Genomic DNA, 23,103 nt, shown 5'->3' with positions numbered 1-23,103 from the left:
ACCATTTCAGGCTATCTCCGGCTCAATCTTGATTGAAAGGGATGTAACATGGTCCGCAAGCTAGCCGCCGGGAACTGGAAGATGAACGGAACGGGCGACAGCCTTGCAGAAGCGGAGGCGCTGAAAGCCGCCCTGCCCGCGCCCTCCGTCGACGTGTTGATATGCCCGCCCGCGACGCTGCTGTCACGGATGTCGGACGCGCTGTCGGGCAGTCTGATCGCCACCGGCGGACAGGATTGCCATGCGGCCGAGAACGGGGCCCATACCGGCGATATCTCTGCCGGGATGCTGGCGGACGCAGGGGCAACCCATGTGATCCTCGGCCATTCCGAACGGCGCACCGACCATGGCGAAACCGACTTGGATGTACGTGAAAAGGCAAAGGCCGTGATTGCCACGGGGCTTATCGCGGTTGTGTGCGTCGGTGAAACGCTGGCTGAACGAGAGGCCGCAAACACGCTGGCCATCATCGGCGGACAGCTTGCCGGGTCGGTTCCCGATCTGGTCACGGCTGACCGTCTGGTCATCGCCTACGAGCCCGTTTGGGCCATCGGCACCGGCAAGGTGCCCACCCTTCATCAAATTGGCGAAGTGCATGACTTCATCCGCGCCGAGTTGGAAAAGCGGTTCGGTGTGGGCGTGGGCCGCGCGGTGCCGATCCTCTATGGCGGTTCGGTCAAGGGCTCGAACGCGGCAGACATTTTTGCGGTCAGCAATGTGGACGGCGCGCTTGTGGGCGGGGCTTCGTTGAAAGCCGCCGATTTCCTGCCGATTGTCGAGGCGCTTCAGGCCTCCTGACGGGGGGTCACGCGCAGATGGATGCCATCCTTTGCGCGCACGGTCAGGAAGGCCACGGGCACCGGGTCTTTTCCTTCGACCCGCTCGAACCGGTAGCGTTTCAGCAGCATCGACAGCAGAAGCGGCCCTTCGACCATCGCAAACCCCGCTCCGGTGCAAACACGGGGGCCAGTGGAAAAGGGCATGTACGCTTCGCGTTGACATGTCTTGCCGTTTTCTGTCTGCCAGCGGGTCGGATCGAACCCGTCGGGATTGTCCCACAGCCGTTCGTGCCGGTGCAGATGCCAAGGCGACAGAACGATCTGCGCGCCCTTGGGCACGTCGCGGTCCCGGAAGCGTTCCGGGCGGGCCGCCTCGCGCACCATCATCGGCACGGGCGGGTAAAGGCGCAGCGCCTCGCGGAACACATCACGGCTTAACTTCAACTTGGACATGATTGAAATGTCAGGGCTGTTCAATGCTTGCGCCTCTTCGGCCACGCGTTCCTGCCAGTCGGGATAAAGCGCCATCAGATAAAGCGTCCAGGCCAGCGCCGAGGCGCTTGTTTCGTGACCTGCAAGGAAGAAGATCGCCACCTGATCGACCATTTCAGAGGTTGTAAACCTGTCCCCCGTCAGCGGGTCGGCCGTTGTCATGATCTTGGTGGCCAGGTCATCGGGCGCTGTGCCTGCCCTTATCTCCGCCATCCTCTCTGCCGTCAGTCGGGTGATCAAATCCCGGATCGCTCTGGCCGTCGCCCGCGTTTTGCGCCGGTGCCCGCGCGGCAGGAACCGCGGCAGCGGTAGGAAAGCGGCGAGGTTCAGGATGGGCTGCGTGCGCTGGTAGTCACGGAACTGGGTGAAGACCTCGCTTGCCACCTCATGTTCGATCGGGATCGAAAACAGCGTGCGGAAAATGACGTCCGCAGCTGCGTGGCTCATCTGTTCCTCAACCTCCACCTCACCCGCGCCCATCCGGTCGCACGCGGCCTCTGCCGCCGCCCACATCGCCGGGAAGGTGTCGCGCAAGCGACCGCCCTCAAACGCCGGGTTGATGATTCGGCGCTGGCGTTTCCACGTTTCGCCATTTGTCAGGAAGACGGACTCGCCAAGAAGCGGGCGCAGCCCTTCACCGATCCGGTCGGATTTGGGGAAATCGTCGGGGCGTTCCTTCAGAACAAGGTCAAGCAACGCGGGCTGATTGACCATGAAACTGCGGAAAAACGGCGTTCTGAATTCGGCCATCCACGCCCGGTAAAGCCGCGCGGGCTGCGCTGAAAGGATGTCCTGCCGAAAGAGCCGCATATAGCGCCACAATGACACCCGATCGGCACGTGGTTTCGGCTTGGGCGGAATCATGTCATCCCCCTGTGCCGGTTCACTGGCGTGCTGATCCGCCCCGGCGAGGGCGCGCGGCCGGCGTAGCGAGTGGCCAGCGTCAAAGGCCCGCCCGTGATCTGGAAATAGTCATAATCACCAGGCCGGTCGAAGGCGTTAAGATATTGGAAATGCAGCTCAAACAACCGCAATTTCAGGGCTTTCTGCCGTTCTTGGCTGAGCGTCTGCGTGAAGGCCGCCGAGATCACCAGCGGCCAACGCTGCCCCTCAGGCGCGACGCCCGTCACCGCAACCGGATCGCATAGCGCAAAGGAACAGCCATCCCCCGGTGCCGTTACGTCCAGCCAGATGATCTCGTCTCGGGTGCAGAGAAACGCAAGATCCGCCCGCAGCCGTGTGGCCTTCGGCAGGAAAGAGACCATCGGCACCACATGACCAAGGGTCAGAAGCGCCAGTTTCGGTCCCTTCGCAGGCACCCTGCCCGCCCGAATGACATCCGCCAGCAGCGACACCGCCATATAGGCGCCAGAGGAATGGCCGACGACCAGCACCTCGTCCACATCTTCGCCCAAAGCCTCGGCGATCCGGTCCGCGAAATCCCGCATCCGCGCTTCCTGCGCGGGCGGATAGGCCCCGCCATGGCTCGCTGAAAACGCATAATCATGCATCAGGTACCAGCCAAGCCAGGGATCGCGCCGCTTGAACCAGCGCAGCATCAGCCAGGCCAAACAGGGCCACAGAACCAAGGCAAGCCCGGCGCGCAGGACAAACAGGCTCTGCCCGCCCGACTGTTCCCCTTCGATCCAACGCAGCAGCGCCTCGGACCCCGCAAGCGCGCCATAGGCCAGCGCAAAGCCAAGCCCCATGGCCAGGCCAAGCTGCGCAAGCAGCAACACCACCGGATAAAGCGCCGCGATCACCGGCCCCTTCCTGAGCCGCATCAGTCGAAACAGCGCGCCCGACCCGATATAGGCCCAGGCCGTGCGCAGAAGCTGCCAATAGGTGGCGGCAATCCCGTGGCCCATGCTGTCCTTGACGATATCGGCCCAGACCAGCACCTCGACATCGGCCTGCGTTCGGTGCCCGTCAATGAGCGTCTCCAGCGACCAGCCATAATAGCCCTTGGTGCGCTGCGGCCCCATCGTCAGCTCATAGCCGGAAATCGATGCCTGTTCTTCGCCCCCACGCCGATACCTCTCGCGGTATTTGCGCGCCGGGACCGGGTCGAAACCGGGAATATAGAGAACCCGCCGGGTCCGAACTTCTTGGCTCTGTGCCTCACTCATTACACCACTCTGCACCGGCTTTTCTTCGCAAGATACAGGGAAAATCCGGCAAGGCTATGGCGCGATCACCCCAACTCGCCAAGTGCCGGGAAGGTTTCGAGAAGCCAGAAGGAAAGCGTGGTGAACGCGCCGGTCAAAAGCATCAGCCCCACTGCGATCAGCAGCAGGCCCATGATCCGCTCGATCAGCTTCATATGGCGTTTCAGCCGCGTCATCAGACCCATGGCCCGTTCAATGAACATTGCCGCCAGCAAGAACGGCACCCCAAGGCCGAGCGCATAGACCGCCAAAAGGGTTGTCCCGCGCGCTACCGACGATTCCACCGCGGCCAGCCCCAAAATCGCGCCAAGCTGCGGGCCGATACAGGGCGTCCAGCCAAAGGCAAAGGCAAGCCCCAGAACATAGGCGCCAAAGGCCGATCCCCCCCGGTCGCCCGCATCCATACGTGCATCGCGATCCAGCAAGGAAATGCGGAACACCCCCAGAAAATGCAGTCCGAAGATAATCACGACCACACCGGCAATCTTGGCCAGAAGGTCCTGATTTTGCAAAAAGAACTGCCCGAAAATTGACGCGGTGAATCCCAGGAAGACAAACACCGTCGATAGCCCAAGGACGAAGAACGCCGCGGCCAGAACCGCGCGCCGCCGCCCGGTTCCTTCCTGCATCTCGTTCATCGAGATCCCGCCCATATAGGCAAGATACGGCGGCACAATCGGCAACACACAAGGGCTGAGGAAACTCAGCACCCCTGCTGTCAGCGCGACCAGCATCGCGGGCAGCAACCCCGCATCAAAGAGATCAATTCCGAACATATGCCCTTCCTGCCGCGCCGCGCGGGAAAACACCAGCCCAAGCGATCTCACATTCCCGTGGACAAGTGCCGCATCGCTGCGTTAGGCGCGGGTTATGACACCAGACCACGATATCGACGCGCTTGGCCTTCTTTGTCCGCTGCCGGTGCTCCGCCTGCGCAAGGTGCTGCTTGGCGCGACATCTGGCCAGATCATACGCATCCTGGCAGACGATCCCGTCGCCCGCATCGACATCCCGCATTTCTGCGCAGAACACGGCGCCGAGCTGATGAAGAGCGAAGACATGGATCAGGGCATCGCCTTTACCATCCGCGCACCCTGACCCCTACATCTTGGTCCAAATACTCAAATCCGGACCGTGAAACCAAGCCCGACACTCACGTTTTTGGCGTCGCCTTTCCACGGGCGGGAATAGAGCGGCGCGGCAGCGCCACAGCTGGATACCCTTACTCAGCGGCTGTTGCCATCGGGGTGCCACCCGCTCTGAATGCTGCCAACAGCTCGTCCCGCCGCAGACCGGCGGCCGCAACATTGGCCTCTTTCACCGGACCAAAGCCCCGGATCTGACGTGGCAGCGATGCAATATCAACGGCGATCGCGGCCGTTTTCGGCGTCACATCGCGCAGCACCTCCGCCATGTCTGCCTCATATTGCCGGATCAGCCCGCGTTCCATCTTGCGCTCGGCAGTGTAGCCAAAAACGTCAAGCGGCGTTCCGCGCAGCTTGCGCAGCATAGCCAGTACGCGGAAGCCGCGGCCCATCCAGGCCCCGAATTGCCGTTTGCGCGGACGTCCCGACGCGTCGCGCCCCGGCAGCATCGGCGGAGCGAGGTGGTAGCTCAGTTTCAGATCGCCCTCAAACATCTCACGCGCCTTGGCCTCGGTCGTCAGATGCAGCCGCGCCACTTCGTATTCGTCCTTATAGGCCAAGAGCTTGTGATAGCCCTCTGCCACCGCCTCGCGCAGGGTCGCATCCTCGATCCCGTCAACCAGCTTGCGATAGCGCTTGGCCAGCCGTTTGCCCTGATAATCCACCAGATGTGCCTCGCGGAAGGCGATGCGGTCTTCCAGAGGTTTCGGCATCGCCACCACGTCGCCGCCCAGTTTCGCGGCCTCTGCAGGGTTCAGCACCGCCCATCTGCCAAGTTCGAACGCCTGTTTGTTGCGTTCCACCGCCGCACCATTGAGCGTGATCGCGCCCACAATGGCGTCATGAGACAGCGGCACCAGCCCGTTCTGCCACGCGGCGCCAAGCACCATCATGTTGGAATAGATGGAATCACCCATCAGTATCCGCGCCATGTCAGAGGCATCGAACAGGGCCAATCCGTCTCCCAAACGGGCTTGAAGTGCGATCTCCAAGTCATTCACGGGAATACGGAATTCCGTATCTTGAGTGAAGGCTCCCGTGATAATCTCATGGCTGTTGACCACCGCCTTTGTGCGGCCCGTCGTCATCAGGCCGAGCGTTTTTGCGCCCGCCGATACCACCAGGTCGCCACCGATCACCGCATCGGCCTCGCCAACGGCGACGCGGATCGCGCTGATATCCTCGGGACGCTCTGCCAGACGCAGGTGGATATGCACTGCACCGCCCTTCTGCGCGAGCCCCGCCATCTCGATCATACCCGCGCCCTTGCCATCCAGTTGCGCCGCCTGTGCCAGCACCGCGCCGATGGTCACGACGCCAGTGCCGCCAACGCCGGTGATCACCACGTTATGGGTGCCATTGATCATGGGCAGGTCCGGCGCGGGCAGATGGCCCACATCGACGCTGGCCGACGCCTCCTTGCGGATCTTGCCGCCCTCGACGGTCACGAAGCTGGGGCAGAAGCCTTTGAGGCAGGAAAAATCCTTGTTGCAGCTAGACTGGTCGATGGCGCGCTTGCGGCCAAGCTCGGTTTCCACCGGCACGATGGACACGCAGTTCGATTGCACTCCGCAATCACCGCAGCCTTCGCAAACATCGGTGTTGATGAACACGCGGCGGTCGGGATCGGGGAATTGCCCACGCTTACGGCGGCGGCGCTTTTCCGCAGCGCAGGTCTGGACGTAGATGATGGCGGAAACGCCTTCGATGTCCTGAAAACGCTCCTGTACCTTCATCAGATCATCACGTTCATGCCGTTCCACATCCTTTGGAAATGCTGAGAAATCAATCTCTTCCTTGGGATCATAGATCAGCGCGATATGATTGACCCCCATGGCGCGGATTTCATGCGCGATGCGCGCAGGGTCTAGATCGCCCTCGTTGTGCTGGCCGCCGGTCATGGCCACCGCATCGTTGAAGAGGATCTTGTAAGTGATGTTTGTGCCTGCCGCGATGGCGGCACGGATCGCCAGAATACCGGAATGGTTATAAGTGCCTTCTCCAAGGTTCTGGAAGATGTGCTTGCGGGTGGAAAACGGCGCCTCGCCGGCCCAGTTTGCCCCTTCCGCGCCCATATGGGTGAAGGCCTCGGTATTGCGGTCCATCCATTTGGCCATGAAGTGGCAACCGATCCCGGCCCCGCCGCGCGCGCCCTCGGGCACTTTGGTAGAGGTGTTGTGCGGACAGCCCGAGCAGAACCACGGCAGGCGCGTCGCCAGATCCTGCGCATTGTCTGCGCGCATGGCGTCTGTCACCTGTTGAATGCCCGCCTTGATCCGGTCTGTGCCGCGGCCCTCATCGATCAGGATATTGCCAAGCTTCACCGCGATATCATTGGGGTCGAGCGCGAAATGGGTCGGGAACAGAACCTCGCCCTTGCCACCCTTGTAGCCATAGACCCGGCGACCGCGCCGGTTGTCGAAGATGGCTTCCTTGATCTGCACCTCGATCAGTTTGCGCTTTTCCTCGACGACAACGATCAGTTCCAGCCCCTCGGCCCATTCGCCCAGGCTTTTCATGTCGAGCGGCCAGGTCTGGCCCACCTTGTAGGTGGTAATGCCAAGCCGGTCGGCCTCATCCTCGTGAATTCCAAGCAATTCCATCGCATGAACGAGGTCGAGCCAGTTCTTGCCCGCCGCGACGAAACCGATCTTGGCGCCGGGTTTGCCGAGCACACGCCGGTCAATGCCGTTTGCACGGGCGAAAGCCTCTGCCGCGAAGCGTTTATGCCCCAAAAGGCGCTCTTCCTGCGGGATCCAATGGTCGCCAAGACGAATGTTCAGCCCACCCGGCGGCATCGGGAAATCAGGGCGGGTGAAGGCCATGCGGTCGGGGCGGCCATCGACAACGGACGTGGCTTCGACCGTATCTTTCATCACCTTGAGGCCCACCCAGACCCCGGCAAAGCGGCTGAGTTCGTAGCCGTAATGCCCGTAGTCCAGGATTTCCTGCACGCCTGCGGGGGACAGGACCGGCATATGCACATCGACCATGGCCCAATCGGACTGATGGCAGACGGTGGAGCTTTCTCCGGTATGATCATCGCCCATAGCCATGATCACCCCACCATGGGCCGAGGTTCCGGCCATATTGGCATGGCGCATCACATCGCCAGAGCGATCAACACCCGGCCCCTTGCCGTACCAAAGCCCGAAGACTCCCTCGAACTTGCCTTCGCCCCGTAATTCAGCCTGTTGCGCGCCCCAAAGGGAGGTTGCCGCGAGATCTTCGTTCAGACCGGGGCGGAACAGCACGTCCGAGGCTGTCAGCACCTTCTCAGCCTTGCTCATCTGCAAATCCACCGCACCAAGCGGTGAGCCGCGATAGCCGGTGACAAACCCTGCGGTGTTCAAGCCCGCTTGTTGATCCCGCCACTTCTGGGCCAGCATAAGGCGCACCAAGGCCTGCGTCCCGTTCAGTAGAACCGGGGATTTTCCCAGATCAAACCGGTCTTTCAATGAAACCTGTGCCAGTCCCATGGCCCTCTCCCGATGGAATGCCGCAATTTTCGCCATTATAGGTCAGCAATTGTGACCTTTCAAGCGGAGTTTGCCCGACGCGCGGAGTTCTTCATTGAACTGTAAGGCAATTCGGCTAGGTTGCCACAGGTAACAAGACGCTTGATCAGGAAAAGAAAGTCTCTCCAATGGATTGGGACAAGCTGCGTATTTTTCACGCTGTCGCCGACGCCGGTAGCCTGACCCATGCGGGCGACACCCTGCATCTGAGCCAGTCTGCCGTCAGCCGCCAGATCCGGTCGCTGGAGGAAAGCCTTGATACAACACTGTTTCATCGTCACGCGCGCGGGCTGATCCTGACAGAACAGGGAGAGCTGCTGTTTGATGCCACCCGTTCGATGTCCAAACGACTGGAAGCGGCATCAGCGCGCATTCGCGACAGCGAAGAAGAGGTGTTTGGCGAATTGCGCGTCACAACCACTGTGGGATTCGGGACGCTCTGGCTCGCGCCGCGCTTGCCGCAGCTTTACAACAAGTTCCCCGAACTGAAGATCGACCTGATCCTAGAAGAACGGGTGATGGACCTGCCGATGCGCGAAGCCGATGTTGCCATCCGCATGAAGGAACCAAGCCAGGCCGATCTGATCCGCAAGAAACTGATGACCGTGCGTATGCAACTCTATGCCTCCCAGACATATCTGGAGGCCAACGGCACCCCCGCCTCGTTGGAGGATCTGGGAAGCCACCGGTTGATCAGCCAGAACGCGCATTCCGCTCAGGTCAGTGCAGGCGCCCTGCTGGTGCGCGAAATCATGTCATATGATGTGGGCAGCTTCCTGACTGTGAACAACTATTTCGGTGTGCTTCAGGGCGTCATCCATGACCTGGGCATTGGTTTGTTGCCCGACTACCTCGCCGAAGACTTTCCGCAATTGGTGCGCGTCCTGCCCGAGGTCGAAAGCAACGAAGTGCCCGTATTCCTTGCCTATCCTGAAGAGCTGCGTCACTCCAAGCGGATCGAAGCCTTCCGGGATTTCGTGACCGAAGAAATCATCGCTCATCGCCGCAAACGGCGCGAACAAGAGGGGTGAAGTCTCTTCCGACGGCCCTAAAAAGTGTGAGCCATGTGCAACGCGCATAGCGGCTTTGCGGCGATGCGGCGAAATTTCCCTTGATCGTTAACATGCTGCTCATTATCTCAGCATCAGTGACGAGCGATAGACATCGCGCGCTCACTACCTCCCTGTTGGACTTTGGCCGAGATTCGTCTCGGCCTTTTTTTTGGCCATTCGCTCTGATAATTCGGCGCTATGTGCGGTCCAATTCTGATCAACCCTTCTGACTTTGACGACTGGGCAGGCCTTCTTGCCCTTCTCAACAAGGCGTTTGCGTACATGGAAGGGCGTATTGATCCGCCCTCTTCGCTGCTGCGCATGACCGAAGACAGCCTGAAGCAGAAGGCCCGGGAAGAAGACCTGTTTCTCATTCTGAACAATTCCGATCCGATTGCCTGCCTTTTTGGCAGTTCAAAGGAACCCGACTACTATATCGGCAAACTGGCAGTTGATGACGCGCACCGGGGCAAAGGGTTGTCCCGACAGCTTATCAATGCTGCAACGCAGGAAGCAGCGCGACGCGGCTTCACCGGGATGCGGCTGGAAACACGGGTAGAGCTGCGCGAAAATCACCGGGCGTTCCGCGCCATGGGATTTCATTTGGTCGGGGCAAGTGCCCATGAAGGCTATGATCACGCCACTTCCTTCACTTTCCGCCGCCCCCTGTGACCTCTCACCCCTTTTCCCCGCTCTGAGCTTGCCCTAAAGAGTGCGCCAAGCGACCTGAGCCCCGAGGGACATCACGACATGCAGGAACCGGCCATCACGCCCGACATCATCGCCGCGCACGGGCTGAGCCCCGATGAGTATGAACGCATTCTGGAGATCATCGGTCGTGAACCTACGTTCACCGAACTGGGTATCTTCTCGGCCATGTGGAACGAGCATTGTTCCTACAAGTCGTCCAAGAAATGGTTGCGCACCTTGCCAACGGACGGCCCTCAGGTGATCTGCGGGCCTGGTGAAAACGCCGGGGTCATCGACATTGGCGACGGGCAGGCCGTTGTCTTCAAAATGGAAAGCCACAACCACCCTTCGTATATTGAACCTTATCAGGGTGCGGCGACCGGTGTGGGCGGCATCCTGCGCGACGTCTTCACCATGGGCGCACGTCCGATTGCGGCAATGAACGCGCTCAGCTTCGGCGCGATTGACCATCCCAAGACCCGACAGCTGGTTCACGGAGTCGTGGAAGGCATCGGCGGCTATGGCAATTGCTTTGGTGTTCCGACCGTTGGCGGTGAGGTCCGCTTCCATCCCGCCTATAACGGCAACTGCCTTGTGAACGCCTTCGCGGCGGGTCTGGCCGATGCTGACAAGATCTTTTACTCCGCCGCCTCCGGTGTGGGCATGCCCGTGGTTTACCTTGGGGCCAAGACCGGCCGTGACGGGGTTGGCGGGGCCACCATGGCGTCGGCCGAGTTTGACGACACGATCGAGGAAAAGCGCCCCACGGTGCAGGTAGGCGACCCGTTCACCGAGAAACGCCTGATGGAAGCCTGCATGGAGCTGATGAAGACCGGCGCCGTGATCTCGATCCAGGATATGGGCGCGGCTGGTCTGACATGTTCCGCCGTGGAGATGGGCGATAAGGGCGGGCTTGGCATTCAGCTGAACCTCGACCACGTGCCACAGCGCGAAACCCATATGACCGCTTATGAAATGATGCTGTCAGAGTCCCAGGAACGGATGCTGATGGTCCTCAACCCCGATCTGGAAGCCGAAGCTCGCGCGGTGTTCGAAAAATGGGACCTCGATTTCGCCATCGTGGGCGAGACGATCCCCGAGGACCGCTTCCTAATCATCCACGGCAATGAAGTCATGGCCGATCTGCCGCTGTCTAAGCTTTCGTCGACCGCGCCGGAATATGACCGCCCCTGGGTGGAAACCCCGGCGGCGGCAGAGATGGAACCGGTGACTGGCGTCGACCCGATTGATGGGCTAAAGGCGCTGATCAGCTCGCCCAACTACGCGGCCAAGCAGTGGGTCTACGAACAATATGACCACATGGTCATGGCCGACACGGTCCGTGCACCGGGACTTGGCGCCGGCGTGACCCGCGTGCATGGCACCGACAAGGCGCTGGCCTTCACGTCGGATGTGACCCCGCGCTACGTCAAGGCGAACCCGTTCGAAGGCGGCAAGCAGGCGGTGGCCGAGGCCTATCGGAACATCACCGCCACAGGCGCGCTTCCGCTGGCCACCACCGACAACCTTAATTTCGGCAACCCCGAAAAGCCCGAGATCATGGGCCAGTTCGTTGGCGCGATCAAAGGCATCGGGGCGGCGGTTGCGGCCCTGAACGTGCCGATCGTGTCGGGCAATGTCTCTCTCTACAACGAAACCGACGGTCAGGGCATCCTGCCCACTCCCACCATTGGTGCCGTGGGGCTTCTGGACAATGTGGCCGACCTCATTGGTGGAACGGCTCGGGACGGACATGTTGCGGTATTGGTGGGCGAAACCACCGGCCATCTGGGCCAGTCCGCCCTGCTTTACGAGGTGTTCGGCCGCGAAGACGGCGACGCGCCGCATGTGGACCTGGAGGCAGAGAAGCGCAATGGCGACTTCATCCGCGCCAACCGGGCGCTGATCGACATGTGCTCGGACCTCTCGGATGGCGGGCTGGCGCTGGCGGCCTTCGAGATGGCGGAAGCCTCGGGCGTCGGCGTGACACTTGATGCCGGCGACACGCCCACACTTTTCGGCGAAGACCAGGCGCGCTATCTGATCGCCTGCTCCTTCGACAAGGCAGAGGCCCTGATGGTCGCAGCAGGTCAGGCAGGGGTGCCGATAGCCACGGTGGGTCGATTTGGCGGCGACGCCGTGCGCTTGGGCAGCTCCGAGGCATCCTTGGCTGAACTCGCCGCCATCTATCGCAGCACCTTCGCGGAGAAACTCGGATAATCACGGGCGCGGGGAAAAATCTTCGAAGATTTTTACCAAGGATCTTCGAAGATCCTTTCACGTCGCGCCCTTGCGGGACCCCGCAGTGCGAATTACATCTTGGATGACAGACAGGAGTTGCCCATCATGCCCATATCGGCCCAGGAGATTGAAGACCTGATCCGGGAAAGTCTCCCGAATGCGAAGATCATTGTCGAAGGCGATGACGGCGTCCATTTTGCCGCACAGGTGGTGGATGAAAGCTTCAAGGGCATGAACCGGGTCCAACAGCAGCGCGTGGTCTACGCAGCTCTGAAGGGCAAGATGGATGGTGCCAAGGGCGAAGTTCATGCTCTGGCCCTAACGACGAAAGCGCCGGAGTGATCGCTTGATGAGCGACGAGATGATGCAAACCGTGACATTTTGGATCTATTCCGGAATCGTCATCATTGCATTCGTTGGCTTGCTGGAGATCATTTGGTCTGAACGACAAAAACAATCGCTCCGTGCAACACAAAGACGGGGAACAGCCCCCGGACGCGGTGGCACGGTCTTGTACCATTCGGGATTTGATCAAGCGGACGGAACGCCGGTTCCCGGCAGCAGCCGCGCTTGGACTGTCCCCAAGGACCCACAGCAATACGCAAAGGGCTTCGTGCCCGGCAACAGGAACAGGAATGACTGAGATGAGCGCAGAGACCCAGATCAAGGACACCATCGAAGCCAATGACGTGGTTCTGTTCATGAAGGGCACAAAGACCATGCCGCAATGCGGGTTTTCGTCCCGCGTGGCAGGGGTGCTGAATTTCATCGGCGTCGAGTTTGCCGATGTGAACGTGCTGGCGGATGAAGAGATTCGTCAGGGCATCAAGGAATTTTCCGACTGGCCGACGATCCCGCAGCTCTATGTGAAGGGTGAATTCGTAGGTGGATGCGACATCATCACCGAGATGACCCTCTCGGGGGAGCTCGATACGTTGCTGGACAGCAAGGGTGTCGGCTATTCGAAAGAGGCCGCAGACAAGATCCGGGCCGCAAACGCCTGATTTCAAGGTCTTTCGCCGCGCGTTCCGCGCGTCGATCCGCGCGGCCCCTTCCGGGCCGCGCTTTTCGTTTTTCATAGAGTGTTGCTTGGGGCGCTGACCGCGCCAAGGTATTCTAGCAAAGCAAAAAAGGGGAATTAGCGACCGCCGGAAATATCGAGATGGGTTCCGGTCACATAGCTGCTGGCCCCTTCGAGCAGCCACAGAATGCCTTCGGCCACTTCCTCCGCCTTACCCGCCCGGCCAGCAGGCACCTGCACGCCGAGCCTGTTGGCGCGGTCGGGATCACCGCCGCTGGCGTGAATATCGGTCTCGATCAAGCCGGGTCGCACCGCATTGACGCGGATGTTTTGCGGGGCGAGTTCCTTGGCAAGGCCGATGGCCAGCGTGTCGATCGCCCCCTTCGAGGCGGCATAATCCACATATTCATTGGGTGATCCGAGCCGGGCCGCAGCAGAGGAGACCAGCACAATAGAGGCGCTGTCTTCACCCATACCGCGCCCCATGCGCCGGGCCCCTTCCCGGGCGGTCAGAAGCGCACCGATGACATTGAGGCGCATGACGGTTTCGATCCGCTCCAGGCTCATGTCTGCAAGGGGCAGTGACCGCGCAACGATGCCCGCATTGACCACCAGACCGTCGATTCTGCCAAAGCGCGCCTCTGCCGTATCAAAGAGGCGCAGCACATCAGGTTCCTGGGCCATATCGCCCTGAACAGCCAGCGCCTGACCACCTGCGGCGACAACAGAGGAGCAGGTGTCAAGCGCCGCAGCCTCGTTGCCCAGATAGTTGACCACGACAGAGCAACCCAGACCCCCGGCAAGCCGGGCCACCGCAGCCCCAATGCCGCGGGAACCGCCGGTGATGATCAGGGTTTTCGTCATTTGGCTCAGCCCTTTTTGGTGGCCCCTTTGCGCACGTGCTTGGTCAGCCGCGAGGGGATGGATTTTTTGCGATCCTTGTAGGGATTGGCGTCCGCCTGACTGCGCATATGCAGACGGATGGGCGTTCCCGGCATGTCGAAGTCTTCGCGCAAACCATTGACAAGATAGCGAGAATAGCTTTCCGGCAGTTTCTCGGGCATTGAGCACATGACAACGAAGCCCGGTGGCCGGGTTTTGGCCTGGGTCATGTAGCGCAGCTTGATACGGCGGCCGGACGGCGCCGGGGGCGGATGCGCCTCGACCATGCCCGCCAGCCAGCGGTTCAGCGTCGCCGTCGGCACCCGGCGGTTCCAAACGTCATAGGCGCGCACGATGGCCTGTTGCAGCCGGTCGAGCCCCCTGCCCGTCTTGGCAGAAACGGTCACCAAGGGTGCGCCGCGCAACTGCGGCAGAAGACGTTCGAACGCCTCGCGCATGTCACGAAGCTTTTCCTGCTTGTGCTCTTCCAGATCCCATTTGTTGACCGCCACAACAACGGCCCGTCCTTCGCGCTCCGCCAGATCGGCAATCCGCAGATCCTGCTGCTCAAAGGGGATGGCGGCATCAAGCAGCACAACCACGATCTCGGCGAATTTCACCGCGCGCAAACCGTCAGAGACCGAGAGTTTTTCGAGCTTTTCCTGAACCTTGGCCTTTTTGCGCATCCCCGCCGTATCAAAAATCCGCATCGGGGTGCCGTCCCAGTCGATAGACACGGCGATGGAATCGCGGGTAATCCCGGCCTCTGGGCCGGTCAAAAGCCGGTCTTCGCCAAGGATCTTGTTGATCAGGGTGGATTTGCCCGCATTGGGCCGGCCGATGACGGCGATCTGAAGCGGCTTGGTACGTTCTGCCCCCTCTTCACCATCCTCAACGTCGATATCGGTCATTGCCTCTTCGGCGCGGGCCTCGGCCTCTTCGATCATTGGGCTGAGCACCACGGCCAGTTCTGCCATGCCCTCACCATGTTCAGCAGACAGCGGCAGCGGATCACCAAGACCCAGGCCAAACGCCTCGATAATCCCGGCTTCGGCGGCGCGGCCCTCGGCCTTGTTTGCGGCCAGAATGACAGGGGTGCCGGACCGGCGCAGGATATCGGCGAAGACTTCGTCCGTTGGTGTGATGCCAACCCGCGCATCAACGAGGAAAAGACAGGCATCGGCCATGCCGACGGCGCGTTCCGTCAAACGACGCATCCGGCCTGGAAGGCTGTCATCGGTTGCCTCTTCCAGACCAGCGGTGTCCACGACGGTAAAGCGTAGGTCGCCAAGACGCGCCGCCCCTTCGCGCAAATCACGCGTGACGCCCGGTTGGTCATCGACCAGCGCCAGTTTCTTGCCCACGAGGCGGTTGAACAGCGTCGACTTTCCCACATTTGGGCGTCCGACAATGGCGAGAACGAAGCTCATCGGCCCGTTATCCTTACTTTATCCAGATCGCGCGGCATAGCGCGGCGAACCGGCAATGAAAAGCCATCGCAACCGGAAACCCGAAAATATTCGTGATTGCGATCTTAGCGGAAGGCGTGCAGCCGCCCGTCACCGGACACGACATAGAGTGTCCCGCCCACAACGATGGGGTGCGCCGCCGCGCCGCCACGAATGGCAACCTGCGAGAGCTCTGCTCCGCTTTCAGGGTCGAAGAAGCGAATATTGCCATCGCCCGAAGCCACAACCAGACGCCCCCCCGCAAGGATCGGGCCGAAATGGGTAAAGACAGCCTGACGGCGGCGTTCCCTCTCGTTTACGTATAGCGGCAATTCGGTGCCCCAGATACGTTCACCGGTTTCGGCGTCGAGCCGGATGAGCTCGTTCCGGTCAGAGACGAAGAAGATGGAATCACCCGCCGGAAGCACCGGAGAGTAGGCACCGTCCTGCGCCGTCCAAAGACGATCGCCCGATGATGCCTCCATCGCCACGACGCGGCCAGATTGATTGCCCGCAAAGAGTGTATTGCCCACGATCACCGGGTCGCCGGTAATGTCGTTAAGATCGTTATAGGCCACGCCGCGGCGCGCGCCTGCAACGGTGCTGCCCCAGACCCGCACACCAGAAAGGCGCAGGGTTGCCACCAGTTCGCCCGAGCCGAACGGGAAGATCACCAGACGATCCGTCAGCGCCGGCGATGCGCCGCCTGACAGAACCGATGTTGCGGGGCCTGCCGGCAACTGCCATCGAATGCGGCCGTTTTCCGGGTTCAGCGACCAGGCCTGGCTGTCACGGCTGACAACGTAAACGGAATTGTCGGTGACGGTCGGTGCGGTGATGCCGGCCCCGAGGCGTTGACGCCACAGAACTTCGCCACTCGCAGCCTGCAGGGCAATAAGCTCTCCGTAGCCTGTTGTTGCGTAGACCACACCACCGACAACGGCCAGGCCCCCACCAGAAATGCCGCCGCCGCGTTCAAAACCTGCGGTCAGATCTGCGGTCCAGATTGCGGCTCCATCGGTGCCTGTCGCGGTCAATAGCGCATCGGAATCAAGAGTGAAGATACGTCCATCAGCAGCAACGGGATCGGCGGTGATCCGTGCCCGGCGCGAATTGCCTTGTCCGATATCGCTGGCCCAAATCTCGGTCGGGGCGGCGGACAGCGCCAAATGCGGTACGACATTGCGTGTCGTCAGCGACCGCATCGGCCAGGCGTCCAGGGAAACCGGATCGGCAAGCGAGATCGGACGCGCGCTGTCTTCTGCAACCTCGGGGGCTTCAATCCCCGGAAAAGCCAGATTCAGAGGTGTGCGGGTTCCGAACCGCTCACCTTCCAGAATGACTTCGCGCTCGGCGCAACCTGCAAGAGTGGCAAGCAACCCGAGCCCCAGGAACCCCATGCTGATATTGTTCATCTGACTGCCGCCTCTTCAAACCGTTTCGTCACCGACCGCATTGCCCCTTATTGTTCAGGGGCGTTCTCTGCTGCCGGGGGCACTTCCCCCTCAGTTGCCGGCGCGTCCCCGGTCCCGTCGGTTGGGGCGTCAGGGTCGGCGGCGTCCTCGGGCGCTGCGTCTGTTCCTTCGGGCGCGGTGTCTTCCACCGGGGCCGGATCCTGCAAGGCAGCGCCGGATTCCAATGCCACAATCAACTGAGACGCGCGTTGTTGCAAGCCCGGCGTCGCTTCGCTGTCTTCTTCCAACAGGCGCAAAAGGGCAATCGCGGCCTCTGTATCGCCATTTGAAACATGTACAAGCGCCTGCTGTTCCATCGCCAGCGGGCGATACGGGCGACCAGGGCGGGCCAGTTGATCAAGCTCAGCCATTGCGGTGGCGGCGTCTTGCGGATCCAGCATATGCGCTTTCAGAAGCGCAAGATCGCGGTAGCGTTCAGGCACTGCCGTATCAACGGCAATCGCGCGCAGGCTGGCGGCGGCCTCGGAGGCGGACTCGCCATTGGCTTGCTCACCGGCCAACAGCATGGCCAGCAGCACGCTGGCTTCTTCGCTTGCGGGCGAAATCGCGGCGAGGGACGCCTGGCGCGCTGCCGCATCATCATTGTCGAGCGCCGCAATAAGGGCATCGCCAAACGCCTCTGACGCCGCGCGCTCCTGCGCGAGGCTATATTCCCGCCACGCAGCCGCCGCGACAATCGCGATGATCAGAAGGATCGGGATCCAGCCCCATTTGCGAAACAGCTTGTACAGCCGGTCGCGACGAAGCTCTTCATTGACCTCTTCGATAAAACTGTCGGTATTGGCCATTTTCGCCCCAATTTTTCAGCCGTTTTCGGCACATGTGTCACTTGTTATTGCCTCTTAACGCGAGTTGCCCCCCGGGAACAAGTCTCACCTCTTTCAGGGGCGCAGCAACTGTCGGAATTCTTCTTGGGAACACAAAAAACTGAACCGGTTAGTTCAGTCTTGCCGAGAGCTCAGACAAAAAGTAAACTAAACGGACCGGTTTAGCGTAATTATGGGTTGAATCGCGATGCGATGATCCAGATGTAGGGCCGGACAAGACGGGCCCGTGGTAAGAGGCAGCAAATGCGCATTTTTTCGATTATTACAGCACTCCTGGTTTGCGCGGTAATTTACGCCGTTGTGATGGAACGCGAGCGGTTGGTTGAATTTGCCAACGGTTTCCGCGCGGCGCCTGAGGACACGATGGACGCGGACAGCGCCGAAAACGATGTCGAGATCACGCTGGAAGAGCCCGAGCCCGACCTGCCAGAAGGCACCGTGTCTGTTGTTGTGCGCCGGTCCGTCGCGGAAGAGGTTGATTCAGCGGTTCTGTTGCGCGGTCGCACCGAAGCGGCCCGTCAGGTCGAAGTGCGCTCGGAAACCTCTGGACGCATCATTTCCGAGCCGATCCGCGCCGGGGCTTTCGTAGAAGAGGGTCAACTGCTGTGCGAGATCGAGCCCGGCACCCGCGCCGCCGCCTTGGCCGAAAGCCAGGCACGGCTCCTGGAGGCGCAGGCGCGTCTGCCGGAAGCTCAGGCGCAATTGCCCGCCGCCCGCGCCCGTCTGGCCGAAGCGCAGGCCAGCTTAACCGCAGCCGAGATTGACTCGAACGCCGCAACGCGGCTCAGCGAAAGTGGGTTCGCATCTGAAACCCGCGCGGCATCTGCAAGCGCCACGGTCAGCGCGGCTGAGGCCGGGATTGAATCGGCAACCGCGGGAATTCAGGCCGCACAGGCCGCAATTCAGGCTGCGCAAAGCGGTATCAGCGCTGCCGAAGCCGCCGTTCTGCGTGCCGAGCAGGAAATCGAGAACCTTCAGATCTTTGCCCCGTTCGAAGGGCTTTTGGAAAGCGACACGGCCGAGCTTGGGTCGCTTATGCAGCCCGGATCACTATGCGCGACGGTCATCCAGCTTGATCCGATCAAACTGGTTGGCTTCGTGCCGGAAGCCGAAGTTGACCGGATCGAGGTTGGCGCCACCGCAAGCGCGCGACTGGCCACCGGTCAGCAGGTCGCGGGAACGGTCACGTTCCTCAGCCGCTCTGCCGATCCTCAGACACGGACGTTTCGGGTAGAGATTGCCGTCGATAATACGGATCTGTCCATTCGGGATGGCCAGACCGCCGATATTCTGATTGCCTCACCCGGTCAGATGGCGCATCTGCTGCCGTCCTCTGCCCTGACCTTGAATGACGAGGGCCTGCTTGGCCTGCGCATCGTGGATGAGACCAATACCGCCCGCTTCGCCCCCGTCACCTTCCTGCGCGATACAGTGAATGGCGTTGTGCTCGCTGGCTTGCCCGATATCGCTGACGTGATCGTTGTCGGGCAGGAATTCGTAACCGATGGCGTTCCGGTTCAGCCCCATTACCAGGAGCTGTCGCAATGATCGGAATGGTTGATTGGGCCGCCTCTCGTGCGCGGATGGTCGTTGCTTTTGTGGTTTTGTCCGTTGTCGTCGGAACCGCCGCCTATATCGGCCTGCCGAAAGAGGGCGAACCCGATATCGATATCCCCGGTCTTTTCGTCTCCGTCCCCTTCCCCGGCATCTCGGCCGAGGACAGTGAACGCCTCTTGGTCCGCCCGATGGAGGCGGAATTCCAGGATCTGGACGGGCTGCAAACGATTTCGGCCACCGCTGCCGAAGGCTATGCTGGCATCTTCCTGGAGTTCGAGTTCGGCTGGGACAAGGACGCCACCATCGCCGAAGTGCGCGAAGCCATGGATTCCGCCGCGGCGCAATTTCCCGAAGGCGCGGAAAGCTATTCGTTAAACGAAATCAACTTCTCGGAATTCCCGATCATCATCGTCGCCCTGTCCGGCGAAGCCCCTGAACGCACGCTTTTGCGACTGGCGCAGGAGCTTCAGGATCGGCTGGAAGCCCTGCCGCCGGTTCTTGAAGCGGGTCTTGCCGGTGGCCGCGATGAAATGGTCGAGGTCGTCATCGATCCGCTGGCGCTGGAGGCTTACAACGTCACCGCGCGCGAACTGATCGACGCGGTCGTTAACAACAACCAGCTGATTGCAGCGGGTGAGGTCAGCACTGCAAGCGGCGCAATCTCGGTCTCGATCCCCTCCAGCTTTGACACGACCGAGGATATCTACAACCTGCCCATCAAGGTGAACGGTGACCGGGTCGTGACGCTAGGCGACCTGGCCGAGATCCGCCTGACATATGAAGACCGTGAAGGCACCGCCCGTTTCAACGGCGAAAACGCCATTGCTTTGCAGGTCGTGAAGCGGCTTGGCTTCAACATCATGGATACCGCGGCGTTGGTCCGCTCCGAAATCGCCGCCGCGCAAGCCGAGTGGCCTGAAGAGTTGCGCCAATCGGTGACGGTGACCGCGACGCTTGACCAATCCGTGACGGTTCAAGGTATGGTTAGCCAGCTGGAAGGCTCGGTCCTGACCGCCATCGCGCTGGTGATGATCGTGGTGCTTGCTGCCCTTGGCACGCGATCGGCCCTTCTGGTCGGTTTCGCGATCCCTACATCGTTCCTTCTGTGCTTCATCTTCCTTGGCATCATGGGCGTGACAATCTCCAACATCGTCATGTTCGGTCTGATCCTTGCCGTGGGGATGCTGGTGGACGGGGCCATTGTGGTCGTCGAATACGCTGACAAGCGACTGGCAGAGGGCGCACGCCCCATGCAGGCCTACACGGACGCCGCCAAGCGGATGTTCTGGCCCATTGTCAGCTCAACCGCCACGACGCTTTGTGCCTTCCTGCCAATGCTGTTCTGGCCAGGTGTTCCGGGCGAGTTCATGGGGATGCTGCCCGTAACGCTGATCTTCGTTCTATCCGCCTCGCTGATTGTTGCGCTGATTTACCTGCCGGTTCTGGGCGGTGTCGCGGCACGTTATTCGCGGCTGATCGACAATGGCACCGCCGTCGTCAAAGCGCTGATCCCGTGGTGGCCCGTTCGCTTGGTCCTGACCGCCGGTGCCGGCTACCTGATGTTCCTGGCCGCGCTGGAAACCATCAGCCCCGATGGCCTGTTCCCGGCCGATCCCACGGCCAGTGCCTTCCGCCAAATGCTGCCCGGCATGGCGATGTTCATTGCAGCCGCCTCGCTGATGTCGGTTATGATCGGCTCGATCGCCATTCCTCGCAAGGCCAAGCGCATCCGCGCCGGCTATCGCCGCAGCTGGTTCGGCTGGATCATCCACGCCATCGTTGGCAACCCGATCATGCCGCTGGTAACAATCGCAGGTGTCATCGCCTTCGTTGTCAGCGTTTTCATCTATTTCCAGGCCAATAATAATGGCGTTGAATTCTTCGTGGAATCCGAGCCTGAGAACGGCATCGTCTATGTTCGCGCACGCGGCAACCTGTCCGTCGATGAGATGGACCTGCTGGTGCGTCAGGTCGAGGCGCGGGTGCTGGCCACCGAAGGTGTCCGCGACGTGTTTGCTTTTTCCGGTCAGGGCGGTCTGAACAATAATACCGGCGGAGCCGAGCAGCCGCGCGACACCATCGGACAGGTTCAGTTCGACCTGCTGCCCTGGGATGAACGCCCGGTTCTGGATGCGCCAGTGCCCCTGCTTGGCGGGCTTATCCAACTGCCCCGAACCGTGATCGACCCGGCCTATGATGGCGACATGATCCTTGCGGGAATGCAGGAGGACCTGGACCAGATCCCCGGCATCCGAACTGAGATCTTCAGCCAGTCCCGTGGCCCCGCCTCGGGCAAGCCGCTGAACCTGCGCCTGGCCGGTGACAACTGGGAAGAATTACAGGAAGCCACCCGCATCGTCCATGAACGGTTCGAGGCGACGCCAGCCCTGACATTGGTGGAAAACACCCTGCCCCTGCCCGGTGTCGATTGGGAACTGACGGTGGATGTTGAGGCCGCTGGCCGCTATGGCGCCAATGTGGCCGCCGTGGGTGCCATGGTGCAATTGGTGACGCGTGGCATCCTGCTCGACACGATGCGGGTGCCAAGCTCGGATGAAGAGATCGAGATCCGCGTCCGCTTCCCCGAGGAGGCGCGCGTTCTCTCAACGCTCGATACGCTGCGCGTACGCACCGCCGACGGGCTTGTGCCGCTCGCCAATTTCGTCACCCGGACGCCGGCCCCGCAACTGGCCGAGATCGACCGCCGCGACCAGAGCCGCATCTTCAACGTCCGCGCCGATGTGCTGGATGGAATGGTGATGCTGACCGATGCTGAAACCGGTGACACCCGGTTTGAAGACGCCGCAACGGTCGAGGCAGATGAAGATCTTCAGCAGGCTATCGCTGCGGGCGATCTGACACTGACCCCGATCAACGCCAATGAGCGCATCGCTGCAATCACCGAATGGCTGGAAACCGAAAACCCGCTGCCCGCCTCGGTCAGCTGGGAATGGGGCGGTGACCAGGAAGAGGAACAGGAAAGCCAGGCCTTCCTAGGACAGGCGTTCCTGGGCGCGCTCGGCCTCATGTTCATCATCCTGCTGGCGCAGTTCAACTCGGTTTATAACTCGGTCCTGGTGCTCTTGGCCGTGGTTCTGTCCACAGTTGGCGTGCTGATCGGGATGCTGGTGATGGATCAGACCTTCTCGATTATCATGACCGGCACGGGCATCGTGGCCCTGGCGGGGATCGTGGTGAACAACAACATTGTTCTCATTGATACCTACCAGGAATACAGCCGCTACATGCCACAGCTGGAGGCGATCACGCGGACGGCAGAGGCGCGTATCCGTCCCGTGCTGCTGACCACCATCACCACGATGGCGGGCCTTATGCCGATGATGTACGGCATCAGCCTCGACTTCGCGGCCGGGGGCTATTCCGTCGACAGCCCCACGGCGCTCTGGTGGAAACAGCTGGCAACGGCTGTTGTCTTCGGCCTCGGCGTGGCAACGGTGCTGACACTTGTGTTGACCCCGTCTCTCCTGGCGCTGCGGGTCTGGTTCTGGACGATCCTCAGCTGGATTGCCCGCGCCATCGGTCGGCTTGGCGCACGCGGTGTCAGCCAGCGGGCGAAAGACTGGGCGCTGGCCCGCTCCGCCCGCCGCACCCGCCACCCCGAGATCCTCTGGGAGGAGCCGCCGCAGCCGGTCTTCATCATCGAAGCCCCAGAAGACACGCCGACGCCCGATGATGCACCGCAAGAACAAGACGCCGCCCCCCCCGACGCACCCCTGCGCGCGGCCGAATGATTTCCACTCACGGAAACACCAGGAAAAGGGGCAGATGGATCACTCCACCTGCCCCT

At 61.2% G+C, this 23,103-nt stretch carries 18 protein-coding genes; 10 read left to right on the top strand and 8 right to left on the bottom strand.

Annotation, left to right across the window (positions count from 1 at the left end; genetic code table 11):
- The first annotated feature begins 48 nt into the window (after nt 1-48).
- Nucleotides 49-798: a triose-phosphate isomerase gene (gene tpiA / locus ACROHD_RS05905; RefSeq protein WP_432676436.1), complete on the top strand. Its 750-nt coding sequence runs from the start codon at nt 49-51 to the stop codon at nt 796-798.
- On the opposite strand, the gene ACROHD_RS05900 is transcribed toward tpiA, so the two are convergent.
- The 3 genes from ACROHD_RS05900 to ACROHD_RS05890 all read right to left on the bottom strand — a co-directional run bounded on the left by ACROHD_RS05900 (nt 786) and on the right by ACROHD_RS05890 (nt 4,215).
- Complete coding sequence (locus ACROHD_RS05900) at nt 786-2,135, bottom strand: cytochrome P450 (protein ID WP_432676435.1); 1,350 nt, start codon at nt 2,133-2,135, stop codon at nt 786-788. The genes tpiA and ACROHD_RS05900 overlap by 13 nt on opposite strands.
- Nucleotides 2,132-3,400 carry a hypothetical protein gene (locus tag ACROHD_RS05895; RefSeq protein WP_432676434.1) on the bottom strand — a complete coding sequence of 423 codons (1,269 nt, stop codon included), beginning with the start codon at nt 3,398-3,400 and terminating at the stop codon, nt 2,132-2,134. Before ACROHD_RS05895 ends, ACROHD_RS05900 begins: the two co-directional genes overlap by 4 nt.
- A gap of 65 nt (nt 3,401-3,465) precedes the next feature.
- On the bottom strand, nt 3,466-4,215 hold the full coding sequence (locus tag ACROHD_RS05890; RefSeq protein WP_432676433.1) for a cytochrome c biogenesis CcdA family protein: 750 nt from the start codon (nt 4,213-4,215) through the stop codon (nt 3,466-3,468).
- Nucleotides 4,216-4,309: 94 nt separating this feature from the next.
- Here ACROHD_RS05890 and ACROHD_RS05885 point away from each other — a divergent pair, with 94 nt between their 5' ends.
- Entirely contained in the window at nt 4,310-4,537 is a 228-nt protein-coding gene (locus ACROHD_RS05885; RefSeq protein ID WP_432676432.1) for a sulfurtransferase TusA family protein, read from the top strand.
- 124 nt (nt 4,538-4,661) lie between these two features.
- Here ACROHD_RS05885 and ACROHD_RS05880 read toward each other — a convergent pair whose 3' ends face one another.
- On the bottom strand, nt 4,662-8,063 hold the full coding sequence (locus tag ACROHD_RS05880) for an indolepyruvate ferredoxin oxidoreductase family protein (RefSeq protein WP_432676431.1): 3,402 nt from the start codon (nt 8,061-8,063) through the stop codon (nt 4,662-4,664).
- A 167-nt stretch (nt 8,064-8,230) separates the two neighbouring features.
- On the opposite strand from ACROHD_RS05880, the gene ACROHD_RS05875 reads away from it, so the two are divergent.
- The 6 genes from ACROHD_RS05875 to grxD all read left to right on the top strand — a co-directional run bounded on the left by ACROHD_RS05875 (nt 8,231) and on the right by grxD (nt 13,089).
- Entirely contained in the window at nt 8,231-9,133 is a 903-nt protein-coding gene (locus ACROHD_RS05875) for a LysR family transcriptional regulator (RefSeq protein ID WP_432676430.1), read from the top strand.
- 303 nt (nt 9,134-9,436) lie between these two features.
- Entirely contained in the window at nt 9,437-9,826 is a 390-nt protein-coding gene (locus ACROHD_RS05870; RefSeq protein ID WP_432676429.1) for a GNAT family N-acetyltransferase, read from the top strand.
- A 78-nt stretch (nt 9,827-9,904) separates the two neighbouring features.
- Nucleotides 9,905-12,064: a phosphoribosylformylglycinamidine synthase subunit PurL gene (purL, locus tag ACROHD_RS05865; protein WP_432676428.1), complete on the top strand. Its 2,160-nt coding sequence runs from the start codon at nt 9,905-9,907 to the stop codon at nt 12,062-12,064.
- A 126-nt stretch (nt 12,065-12,190) separates the two neighbouring features.
- Complete coding sequence (locus ACROHD_RS05860) at nt 12,191-12,427, top strand: BolA/IbaG family iron-sulfur metabolism protein (protein WP_432676427.1); 237 nt, start codon at nt 12,191-12,193, stop codon at nt 12,425-12,427.
- A gap of 7 nt (nt 12,428-12,434) precedes the next feature.
- A complete protein-coding gene (locus ACROHD_RS05855; protein WP_432676426.1) occupies nt 12,435-12,728 on the top strand; it encodes a hypothetical protein in 294 nt (97 codons plus the stop codon).
- Nucleotide 12,729: 1 nt separating this feature from the next.
- The gene (grxD, locus tag ACROHD_RS05850) at nt 12,730-13,089 is read left to right on the top strand and encodes a Grx4 family monothiol glutaredoxin (RefSeq protein WP_432676529.1); all 360 of its coding nucleotides are present in this window, start codon (nt 12,730-12,732) and stop codon (nt 13,087-13,089) included.
- A 134-nt stretch (nt 13,090-13,223) separates the two neighbouring features.
- Here grxD and ACROHD_RS05845 read toward each other — a convergent pair whose 3' ends face one another.
- The 4 genes from ACROHD_RS05845 to ACROHD_RS05830 all read right to left on the bottom strand — a co-directional run bounded on the left by ACROHD_RS05845 (nt 13,224) and on the right by ACROHD_RS05830 (nt 17,699).
- Nucleotides 13,224-13,970, bottom strand: coding sequence for an SDR family oxidoreductase (locus ACROHD_RS05845; RefSeq protein ID WP_432676425.1), 747 nt, complete (start codon nt 13,968-13,970; stop codon nt 13,224-13,226).
- 5 nt (nt 13,971-13,975) lie between these two features.
- Nucleotides 13,976-15,418 carry a ribosome biogenesis GTPase Der gene (gene der / locus ACROHD_RS05840; RefSeq protein ID WP_432676424.1) on the bottom strand — a complete coding sequence of 481 codons (1,443 nt, stop codon included), beginning with the start codon at nt 15,416-15,418 and terminating at the stop codon, nt 13,976-13,978.
- Between the two features lie 104 nt (nt 15,419-15,522).
- Nucleotides 15,523-16,851, bottom strand: a complete 1,329-nt coding sequence (locus tag ACROHD_RS05835; RefSeq protein ID WP_432676423.1) for a PQQ-like beta-propeller repeat protein — start codon at nt 16,849-16,851, stop codon at nt 15,523-15,525.
- 47 nt (nt 16,852-16,898) lie between these two features.
- Nucleotides 16,899-17,699 (bottom strand): hypothetical protein, encoded by an 801-nt coding sequence (locus tag ACROHD_RS05830; protein ID WP_432676422.1) that lies wholly within the window; start codon nt 17,697-17,699, stop codon nt 16,899-16,901.
- Nucleotides 17,700-17,981: 282 nt separating this feature from the next.
- On the opposite strand from ACROHD_RS05830, the gene ACROHD_RS05825 reads away from it, so the two are divergent.
- Together ACROHD_RS05825 and ACROHD_RS05820 are read left to right on the top strand one after the other, a co-directional pair.
- Complete coding sequence (locus ACROHD_RS05825) at nt 17,982-19,286, top strand: efflux RND transporter periplasmic adaptor subunit (RefSeq protein WP_432676421.1); 1,305 nt, start codon at nt 17,982-17,984, stop codon at nt 19,284-19,286.
- Nucleotides 19,283-23,047, top strand: a complete 3,765-nt coding sequence (locus tag ACROHD_RS05820) for an efflux RND transporter permease subunit (protein ID WP_432676420.1) — start codon at nt 19,283-19,285, stop codon at nt 23,045-23,047. The genes ACROHD_RS05825 and ACROHD_RS05820 overlap by 4 nt, the downstream gene beginning before the upstream one ends.
- The last annotated feature ends 56 nt before the right edge of the window (nt 23,048-23,103 follow it).

It is taken from the genome of Nioella aestuarii (assembly GCF_050896395.1).
Taxonomy (GTDB): Bacteria; Pseudomonadota; Alphaproteobacteria; order Rhodobacterales; family Rhodobacteraceae; genus Nioella; species Nioella aestuarii.
Note: the sequence above shows the minus strand (reverse complement) of the source record. Positions and strands in the feature narration are given on the sequence as shown.

What these genes read in the sequence shown, in the direction of transcription:
- ACROHD_RS05875 (WP_432676430.1), top strand. Translation starts at nt 8,231, where the DNA reads ATGGATTGGGACAAGCTGCGTATTTTTCACGCTGTCGCCGACGCCGGT.
- ACROHD_RS05835 (WP_432676423.1), bottom strand. Translation starts at nt 16,851, where the DNA reads ATGAACAATATCAGCATGGGGTTCCTGGGGCTCGGGTTGCTTGCCACT.
- ACROHD_RS05885 (WP_432676432.1), top strand. Translation starts at nt 4,310, where the DNA reads ATGACACCAGACCACGATATCGACGCGCTTGGCCTTCTTTGTCCGCTG.
- ACROHD_RS05895 (WP_432676434.1), bottom strand. Translation starts at nt 3,400, where the DNA reads ATGAGTGAGGCACAGAGCCAAGAAGTTCGGACCCGGCGGGTTCTCTAT.
- ACROHD_RS05820 (WP_432676420.1), top strand. Translation starts at nt 19,283, where the DNA reads ATGATCGGAATGGTTGATTGGGCCGCCTCTCGTGCGCGGATGGTCGTT.
- purL (WP_432676428.1), top strand. Translation starts at nt 9,905, where the DNA reads ATGCAGGAACCGGCCATCACGCCCGACATCATCGCCGCGCACGGGCTG.
- grxD (WP_432676529.1), top strand. Translation starts at nt 12,730, where the DNA reads ATGAGCGCAGAGACCCAGATCAAGGACACCATCGAAGCCAATGACGTG.
- ACROHD_RS05900 (WP_432676435.1), bottom strand. Translation starts at nt 2,135, where the DNA reads ATGATTCCGCCCAAGCCGAAACCACGTGCCGATCGGGTGTCATTGTGG.
- ACROHD_RS05870 (WP_432676429.1), top strand. Translation starts at nt 9,437, where the DNA reads ATGGAAGGGCGTATTGATCCGCCCTCTTCGCTGCTGCGCATGACCGAA.
- ACROHD_RS05880 (WP_432676431.1), bottom strand. Translation starts at nt 8,063, where the DNA reads ATGGGACTGGCACAGGTTTCATTGAAAGACCGGTTTGATCTGGGAAAA.
- ACROHD_RS05845 (WP_432676425.1), bottom strand. Translation starts at nt 13,970, where the DNA reads ATGACGAAAACCCTGATCATCACCGGCGGTTCCCGCGGCATTGGGGCT.
- ACROHD_RS05855 (WP_432676426.1), top strand. Translation starts at nt 12,435, where the DNA reads ATGAGCGACGAGATGATGCAAACCGTGACATTTTGGATCTATTCCGGA.
- der (WP_432676424.1), bottom strand. Translation starts at nt 15,418, where the DNA reads ATGAGCTTCGTTCTCGCCATTGTCGGACGCCCAAATGTGGGAAAGTCG.
- ACROHD_RS05860 (WP_432676427.1), top strand. Translation starts at nt 12,191, where the DNA reads ATGCCCATATCGGCCCAGGAGATTGAAGACCTGATCCGGGAAAGTCTC.
- ACROHD_RS05830 (WP_432676422.1), bottom strand. Translation starts at nt 17,699, where the DNA reads ATGGCCAATACCGACAGTTTTATCGAAGAGGTCAATGAAGAGCTTCGT.
- tpiA (WP_432676436.1), top strand. Translation starts at nt 49, where the DNA reads ATGGTCCGCAAGCTAGCCGCCGGGAACTGGAAGATGAACGGAACGGGC.
- ACROHD_RS05890 (WP_432676433.1), bottom strand. Translation starts at nt 4,215, where the DNA reads ATGTTCGGAATTGATCTCTTTGATGCGGGGTTGCTGCCCGCGATGCTG.
- ACROHD_RS05825 (WP_432676421.1), top strand. Translation starts at nt 17,982, where the DNA reads ATGCGCATTTTTTCGATTATTACAGCACTCCTGGTTTGCGCGGTAATT.